This window comes from Hyphomonas sp., assembly GCF_013823385.1.
Classification (GTDB): domain Bacteria; phylum Pseudomonadota; class Alphaproteobacteria; order Caulobacterales; family Hyphomonadaceae; genus Hyphomonas.
Genome location: NZ_PNMA01000060.1, coordinates 1 through 7,892, shown reverse-complemented (window position 1 = coordinate 7,892; position 7,892 = coordinate 1). Strand labels below are relative to the sequence as shown.

Below are 7,892 nucleotides of genomic sequence, written 5' to 3'. Positions count from 1 at the left end.
AGGCTAGGACCACCTCCGACTCCCTCCCGACACCCATTCACTTCCTAGCTCGGCACCAGTTACAGGACAAGCCATTTCGAACAAATCTCAGTGCGTTTCGGCCGGGGAGGGCCTCCACAGTTCCCGCCGTCAGCATCTGAACGCTGCGCACCCCCCTTACGCGGGGAGTCCTTCGCGGCTGCACTTCCAGGATCTTCACCGCTTCCATTAGGGCGCGGTGGCCTCGACGAGCATTGTCGGTCCGAAGTGGCGAACTGGTCCCGGTATGAGCCCGGCGTCGCGCATCAGTGCTTGCACTTGCTGGGGTGAGCGTTCTCGCCCGCCTTCGCAGAAGACGAGCATCATCACGTCGGCCATGGCGGTGAAGGCGTTGGGGCGGGCAGATTCGTGGTGTTGATCGATGGTGACTAGCTTGGAGCCGGTCGGCATGGTGGCGCGTACGCTTTTGAGGATGTCGCGGCATGCGTCGTCGCTCCAGTCGTGCAGGATCCATTTCATCGTGTACACGTCCGCGTGAGCGTCGAGTTGGCCGAACAGGTCGCCGGCGCGGGTTTCGATCCGATCGTCGAGCCCTTGTTGGCGCAGAAATCTGTCTGCCCGCTCAAGTACTTCCGGTGTGTCGAGCAGGATGCCTCGCGCATGCGGGCGCTGTTCGAGGATGGCTGCAAGCAGGTGTCCCACTCCGCCGCCGATGTCGCAGATGGTTCCGTGCTTCGGCCAGGGGTAGGACTGGGCGATCCCGGCAAGGTCGAATTCGGTGAGTTGGCGCATCGCATCTGCGAACGCATCTCCTCGTTCTGGGCGATCGCCTAGATATTCCCATAGCGATTTGCCGAATGCTGCTCGATGTCCGGATATTTCGGCGCCATCGCGTAGTTGGCGGTCAAGGTGGGCGTAGACCGCCGCGGTGTCTGGGTCTGCGTAGTAGGCGGCCCAGGATGCGATCGACTTGGGGTGTTCACGGCGCAGCGGCGCACCGATTCTGGTCAAGCGCACACGTCCGGTGCGGTCACGTTTGATCAGTCGCAGCGTGATCGCGGCGTTGACGATCCTGGTTGTCACGTCAGAATCTAATCCGAGTTCGTCGGCCAGATCGACTGGCCGCCGAGAGGTTTCGCCAAGGGCATCGGCGATGCCGGAGGTGACGAGAACGCCGGCGATTTTTGTTTTCTGCAGCCCGAAGATGACGTCGAGGAACAGCGTGATTTCCCCAGGGACTGTGGCGTCGGCGAGGCCCAGCAGCCGTTCTCGAAGGTCGATCACCCCACGCGCGACCCACAGTGGTAGGGGCAGGAATGGCAGGCGCATCGTCGGTTCCTCTCGCCTGTTGGCGGCCAGTTGCTTTGAGGTGGCCGTGCTGGCACTCGCCGTCAGCGGCCCGGCTAGCTGGGGTTGTCAGGTCGATGTCGCGGGTGCAGGCGTAACTGAAAGTCGGCGGGTTTCAGGGTCAGTGTTTCGGCGATCTTGAGGTGGTAACCGGGCTTGGGTTCCAGGTCGAACTGGTGCAGGATCGCGGCGAGTGTCAAGCAAATTTCGTGGAGTGCGAATTGGCGGCCGATGCAGGCTCGTGGCCCGGTGCCGAAGGGTTTGTAGATGTGCGGGGGCAGCTTGCGTAGGTTCTCGGGGAGAAATCGGTCGGGGTTGAATTCGTTGGGGTCGGGCCCCCAGGCCGGGGAGCGGTGGGCGGCCAGCAGGACGACAGCCACCCAATCTCCCTTCCGGAAGCTATATTTGCCGTCGCCGAGGGTGGTATCGCTGCGAGCTTGACGGTAGTAACCGGGGGCTACGGGCCACAGGCGCAGCGTTTCGTCGACCACCCGCCGCAGATATCTGAACTTGGCGATGTCGTCGAATTCGATGCGCGGAAAGTCAGATTCGGGCCAGCGTTGGTCGATTTCGGCGCGTGCGCGAGCCGCCACGTCGAGGTGGGCGGACAGATAATGCAGGGCGAACGAGATGGTGTTAGCTGACGTCTCGCTACCGGCTGCCATCATGGTAAGGATTTGGTTGACAACGTTCTCCGAGTCCAGCTTCTCCCCCGTCTCGGGATCGGCGCTGTGGAGCATGATGTCGAGCATGTTTTCGGTTGGTCCTGGTGCCGGGTTGTTGCGGCGCGCATCGACAATGCCGCAGACCAAGTTTCGGATGAACTCCCTGTCGGCCAGGTGCTGCTGATAGCGTTTCTTCCCGAAGAGATTGGTGTAGAAGGGAATCGGGTCGACGCGCATCGCGCGCCGCACGTAGCTCAGTTCGCTGATGATGGCTGCGCTGAATGCGTTCTCCCCCGGATCGCTGAGGTTGCCGAAGGTGTGGCCCAATCCTGCGCGCGCGATGATTTCGACGGTGAGCCGGTTGGCTTGGGCGGGGATGTCAATCCACGACCGCTTGGCGCTGGCGTCTTTCCATGCCTGGGCAAGTTCTTCGACGGTGGTGGCCATGCTGTCGTGGTAGTTCTTCATGGCTGTCTTGGTGAACGCGGGCATCAGGATGTTGTGGGCTTTGTGCCAGTTGGGTTCATCGTTGTAGGCGGTGAAGAGTCCGTCTCCGAGGGTGAGGCGCAGCTTGTCGACGAGCGGACCGACGTGTTTTTGCCATCGGGTTTCGTCGTTGACTTCCTCGATGAGGGCGGCATCGGAGATAGCGATGGCTGATAGGGCGAAGATGCGCTGTTCGAAGATTCCGTCGGTGGAGTTGCGCAGCTTGTCGGTCGTTCCTAGTACAGGGCTGGTGAAGTCGATGGTGAGGAGATCACCAAGCAAGGGAAGCCGGAAGCGGGAGTGCGGGATGGCCGTGGCGGTGGGCGTGGTCATGGTGTTGGGCTCGCTTTCGTGGGGGCCACGGAGGTGGCTGCGGCGTACGCGCTGGGCCACCATTTCGCCAGCGTGAGCAGTTCGGCCGCTTCTTCTTCGAGGGTTGTCGCTTTTGAGGTGACGATCAGCGCGGCGTCGCCTTCGGGGGGATCGGGGGTGATGCCGGCAGTTTTCGCGTTCGCGGCGTGAGCGAGACGCAGCGCGGCAAGCGCGGCCTCGCGCTCGCTGGCACGGACAGTTTGGGACACATCCAGGAAGCAAATCACCTCATCCTCGGGTATTGCGCGGACGTAGGGGCGCAGGCGCAAGATGGCGTCGCGGATCTCGACCACGGTGTCGTGCAGTTGAAGTGTCGACTTTCCCCGCCGCCCGAACTCCTCGTCGTCAGAATCGATGAAGCGTTCTGGGGTGACGGCTCTCATCGCCTGGCGCAGGGGTTGCAGTTTGTGCCAGCTTCGAGTGGTGCGATCCAGCCCGAGCGACCGGAGCAGCTTCAGCGCGAGAGGGACGGCGGCCATCACAAACGGCGCCAGGATGCCGAAAAAGAGACCGTCCTCGTGCGACCCCTTGCGGTAACTAGCGGTGTGAGTCCAGCCGAGTTGGTCGAACAGCTGCAGCGCAGCCTCTTGCACTACGATTCCGACGCCGAACACCCCCATCAGCAGTGTGCTCAGTGCAATCCAGCGTTCCCGGGGGCTATTGGCCGCCCGCAGCTCGCTGAGGGAATTCCACACCAGACGTATAGCCAGGACCATCAACATGGCCGTGAGGCAACTCAGCGTTGTCACTGAATCCCACCCCACCAGGAGCTCTAGGGGCTTGTTGGCAAGGCGGGCACGGGTCCCGCAGATCAGAAATCCCGTGATTAGCAGAATCGCCGCCATACGGTAGTACCGGTGTTTGCGGCGGGTTTCCGCTTCGGGCATCCCTGACCACAGCATGCTGAATCCGATGAATTCGGTGAAGCTGTAGCCCATGAGCGCGGTACTTATTTGCCACACGCCGGGCTCCGTGACCAATGCTGAATCGATCATCTGCCTTTGCACGAAGGGTTCTCGGAGTAGCTGAGCCGCCCACAAGAAGGCCAGGGTGTTGTTGATGTACTTTTCCGAGAGATTTTCGTTGAACCACCGGTAGCGCCCGAGTAGTACCACTGTCATGAATGCGATGAATGGCCAGGCGATCATGGCCGGGACGGCGGAGGGGGTCACTGAAACACCGCCACGTGTGCAGGCACCGTGAAAAAGTGTTTCACATGGAGGTCTGCCCGCCGCCACCACAAACGATCGATGACAATGATGAACTTCGTCACCGGTCAGCGGTGGTGTCTGGAAGGACCGGGCTCATCGTCGGCGGAAAAAGGCGCTGCGCACAATCGATCGCCGTTCGTTGGCATCAGCGACGGCCAGCATCAGCGCAGAAGCAAACCTCTCGGCGTCGCGTTCGTCTTCGTCGCCGGGGCAGTTGGTGCGCCCCAAGACTGCCCGAACCGTTTCGGGGTCGATATCGGGCAACACGTAGTGACACAAATCGCGTTGGCGTTCCTTCTTATTGCCGAAGGCATCGATGCGATCGTGCCCCAGCAACATATGCCCGACCTCATGGCCGACAATTTGATCGATGTGATACTCCGAAGTCCCTACTTCGTGCAGGATCAGGTCGTCGTCGTCACGGGAAAGCCACAGTCCGCAGGGGCCGAGCCCCAGTGACGCGGTGTCTGTAGGGACGAGCGTGATCGCGCGACCGCGCTTTTTCGAGAGGTTCTCGACGAAGACATTTCGATTCCAGGGCGTGGGGATGGGCAAAGCGCGCACCAAATCGAGAATGTCATTGCTCGCAACCGCCATCTACTTGGATGTCCCTTCATCATTGGCGACCGGCGGCAGGTGCTCTAATCGACGCACGTGGTCGACCATTGCTGCGATGTTGGTGATCGCGCTCGGGGTGAGCCCCGAAGCGCGCATTGCCAAATCACGCACGCCACTGTCTCGCAGTGCTTGCAGCAGGTTGAGTTGCCCTTCGATCTCCGGCTCAGAGTCGGAGTCGATCAGGTAGGACGCCGGCACTCCGAAGAATTTGGCCATCGCTTGCAGGTGCGTAACAGTGGGGTTTGTCTTCAGGCCACTACGCAATTGCCATATATATGCCGCACTGATGGATACGCCCGTCTTCTCTTTGATCGCCTCCGCCGCCGCGGCGTTAGACAACGGCGCATCCGAGGGCTTACGCATGACCTCGAACAATTTGTTCAGCTTCTGCGCCAGCCCGGAATTACTTTGAAGCCCAAGTGAAGCACTCTCGGCCATACACTCTCGTTTCACGCGATGACACCGGACGTGTACCGATGTTATCAGGATCGCGTGCTGCGAGCCTAAACTCTGGGGGGAACGCATGTGCAGGATCGGTCGCGACGAGACTGACGGCCGTTAGGCGAGTGCGCGTGTCGGTGACCGCTTCGACAGCGCCGCCACGGTGATCCTCTCCCCCGCACCCACCGTAGAAGTGGCGACCTTTCCGAACCTGGGCGTTGCCGCGACATCGGGGCTACTGGCGGTTTCGGTAAGTTCCGAGCACTTGACGAAGTCATCGACGGCGTCAATGAATCGAGGGTCCCAGTACAGCGAGAAGTGGTCGCCAGCTGGGAACGAAATACACTGGGCCTTCAGTGGGACCTCTGAGGCGAAGCGAGTGGATGAGCTGGGAGGTGAGGTCACGTCCCCATCGCAAGTCAGGATCAGCGCGGGAACGTACGGTAGCTTGCTCAGGTCCAGCGCGTTATCCGCTTGCGACAGAAGCAGTTTTGCGTAGGCCCGGATATTCTCGGCAGGTCGCTGTGGCGGGCCAAAAGGATACATGGCGGCCGCGTTACTGCCTGGTCTGGCACCGCTGAGGTCGCGGGTCATAAATATTGCGCCCGTTTCCACCGCCCGCGCCGGTGTGTCATCGCTTCCCGTCGGACCAGGCTGCAAATCGTCGGCATATTTCCGTGTCAGCGCGGTGAGTTCTGCGAGTTCAGTCGGGTAGGCACCATTCATCAGGACCAAACTGCTGGCGGCGCCATCCCATATTGAGGCAATTTCTAGTGCAATCCGCGTCCCGGCGCTCCAGCCGAGCAGCTTCGCGCCGGACACGCCGAAGTGAGCGAGTACTTCCAGCCCGTCACGCACCTGACGATCCATCAGATGCCGCAATGACTGGGCGTCGTGATACACGCCCGGCAGTTCACGGGACTCCCATGTGATCACACGGAACGCTCCGGCCAGCCGATGGGCAAGGGGGCGAACGAACTCAACCGACATTCCCGGCGCGTTGCACAGAAGTATCGCTGACGCCGCGTCGGGACCGGCGGTGTAGACGTGCAACCGCTCCCCATCGGATGCCGTGAACAGGCTGCAGGAAAGGCCGTGATGGGCGCGAAAATAGCTTTCGTAGAACTCTATTCGTGACTCGTCGGGCACCGATTCTGAGTCCATCTGCGTCTCGCTTGGCACTGTCATCGTCGATTCTGCCCGCGTCGTCCTGAATGGAAACCTTCGTTGTGTCGGAAGAAGGGATTGCGTACGTGTCAGCTCTAGCCACTCATCACGTTGGATGCGCGCCACATGGGAATCCTTTGTCAACACAACACATCCCCCATCTTGGCGGCTATTTGACGCGTTAAGGCTGTCAGCCGGGCTTGGCAGGCGTCGTCGCTGGTCGCCGCTGACTTCCATCAATCTGTGTACTTGACCTAGTTCATACCATATACTCACATAAATGCAAGCGATTGTGCCGCAGCCGCTGCCACCGTCCGGCCCAGTCCTGGGCGTCAGTCCGCAGAGAGACTTCCACCCGGAACTGGGACGATGTCGTGTAGTAACCTCAGTTTATGCGAGGGGGCGTGGAGCGAAACGAGAGTAGATTGACTGACCCTGTGCACCGTGATTCGGCTACAGGCGAGGTCACTGAACTGGCGACCAAGCTCAACAAGCTGTTCGACATCATGCGCAAGCCCACCGAACCGCCGTTGTCCAACGCTGCAGCCGCGGAAGCCATCACGAAACACACCGGTGTGTCGATCAGTGCCGCCTGCGTGTGGCAGCTGCGCACGGGCGCCAAGAACAATCCGACTGTCCAGCACCTTCGGGCGATCGCCGAGTTCTTTGGGGTCTCACCGTCATATTTGATCGACCCTGGTATCGATCCGCAGATTGACGCGCAACTCAATCTGCTGCAGGCCTTGCGGGACAGTGGCGTGCGCGACCTGGCGATGCGCGCCCACGGATTGACGACCGAGTCCCTCAATAGCTTGGCGGCGATGGCCGATCACGTGCGCCAACTCGAACAGCTGCCGCCGGTCGATGTCTCTCCTCGAGGGCCAGATCATGGCAGCGACTAACGCTGATCTGCTTACCCTGGCGCGTCAATTGCCGATCCCTGTGCCATGGGATCGGCGAACGTTCGTCGAAAATTTTGCGCATCAGCGTGGCCGCCCCATCCGGCTGATCCCGACTGACACCGCAGCCTTCATCGACAGCCCCTGCGGCCTGTGGCTGATCAAAGATGATGAAGACATCATCGTTCATGAGGCGGGGACAACCGACTACCACATTGATCAAATTGTCTGCCACGAGATTGGCCACATGGTCCTTGAACATCGCAGCGGGCCACGCGAGGGCAACAGGGTAGGGCCGACTGCGATCGCCGAACTGTGCCGCTCCATCCTCCCCGACCTCGAGCCAGCCCTGATACGGACGGTCCTGGGGCGCACGGACTACGCCGACGAGCAGGAACGGGACGCCGAACGGTTTGCTTCGGTATTGATGCTTGCCGCCGCCGAGGCAGCGCAAAGCCAATCGATGATGCGTAGCGCCTTCCTTCATCGGCGATGATTTCTAGCGTCCCAGCCGTCATTGCCTGGCCCGTCATCGTGACCATGGCGGTCTTGCTCGTCGGGCGTTACTGGCTGTGTAGGACCAACAGCTACGACACCTATTACAACAACTTGATGGCATTCGTCCTCGTGGCCCAACTTCTGCGCGAGGGCAGCGTCGAAGACATCCTGTCTCGAGGCGCCCTCATGTCGCCGACTACCGCCCAACT

General features: G+C 60.9%; 8 protein-coding genes and 1 pseudogene. 3 read left to right on the top strand and 6 right to left on the bottom strand.

Annotated features, from left to right (window positions below):
- Positions 1 to 207 precede the first annotated feature (207 nt).
- The 6 genes from C0456_RS18950 to C0456_RS18925 all read right to left on the bottom strand — a co-directional run bounded on the left by C0456_RS18950 (position 208) and on the right by C0456_RS18925 (position 6,307).
- On the bottom strand, positions 208 to 1,308 hold the full coding sequence (locus C0456_RS18950; RefSeq protein WP_287042108.1) for a methyltransferase: 1,101 nt from the start codon (positions 1,306 to 1,308) through the stop codon (positions 208 to 210).
- A 74-nt stretch (positions 1,309 to 1,382) separates the two neighbouring features.
- Positions 1,383 to 2,810, bottom strand: a complete 1,428-nt coding sequence (locus C0456_RS18945) for a cytochrome P450 (RefSeq protein ID WP_287042106.1) — start codon at positions 2,808 to 2,810, stop codon at positions 1,383 to 1,385.
- Positions 2,807 to 3,997: a DUF6545 domain-containing protein gene (locus C0456_RS18940; RefSeq protein ID WP_065136023.1), complete on the bottom strand. Its 1,191-nt coding sequence runs from the start codon at positions 3,995 to 3,997 to the stop codon at positions 2,807 to 2,809. Before C0456_RS18940 ends, C0456_RS18945 begins: the two co-directional genes overlap by 4 nt.
- A 156-nt stretch (positions 3,998 to 4,153) precedes the next feature.
- Positions 4,154 to 4,657, bottom strand: coding sequence for a hypothetical protein (locus C0456_RS18935; protein ID WP_065136022.1), 504 nt, complete (start codon positions 4,655 to 4,657; stop codon positions 4,154 to 4,156).
- Positions 4,658 to 5,116 carry a helix-turn-helix transcriptional regulator gene (locus C0456_RS18930; protein WP_055581884.1) on the bottom strand — a complete coding sequence of 153 codons (459 nt, stop codon included), beginning with the start codon at positions 5,114 to 5,116 and terminating at the stop codon, positions 4,658 to 4,660.
- A 120-nt stretch (positions 5,117 to 5,236) separates the two neighbouring features.
- Positions 5,237 to 6,307 (bottom strand): alpha/beta hydrolase, encoded by a 1,071-nt coding sequence (locus C0456_RS18925; RefSeq protein ID WP_291055625.1) that lies wholly within the window; start codon positions 6,305 to 6,307, stop codon positions 5,237 to 5,239.
- A 404-nt stretch (positions 6,308 to 6,711) separates the two neighbouring features.
- Here C0456_RS18925 and C0456_RS18920 point away from each other — a divergent pair, with 404 nt between their 5' ends.
- From C0456_RS18920 to C0456_RS18910, 3 genes and pseudogenes are all read left to right on the top strand, one after another.
- Complete coding sequence (locus tag C0456_RS18920; protein WP_291055622.1) at positions 6,712 to 7,188, top strand: helix-turn-helix domain-containing protein; 477 nt, start codon at positions 6,712 to 6,714, stop codon at positions 7,186 to 7,188.
- Positions 7,151 to 7,681 carry a hypothetical protein gene (locus C0456_RS18915; protein WP_231752687.1) on the top strand — a complete coding sequence of 177 codons (531 nt, stop codon included), beginning with the start codon at positions 7,151 to 7,153 and terminating at the stop codon, positions 7,679 to 7,681. The genes C0456_RS18920 and C0456_RS18915 overlap by 38 nt, the downstream gene beginning before the upstream one ends.
- A pseudogene (locus C0456_RS18910) lies at positions 7,678 to 7,892 on the top strand (hypothetical protein); the annotation flags it as partial. The gene C0456_RS18915 and the pseudogene C0456_RS18910, both read left to right, overlap by 4 nt.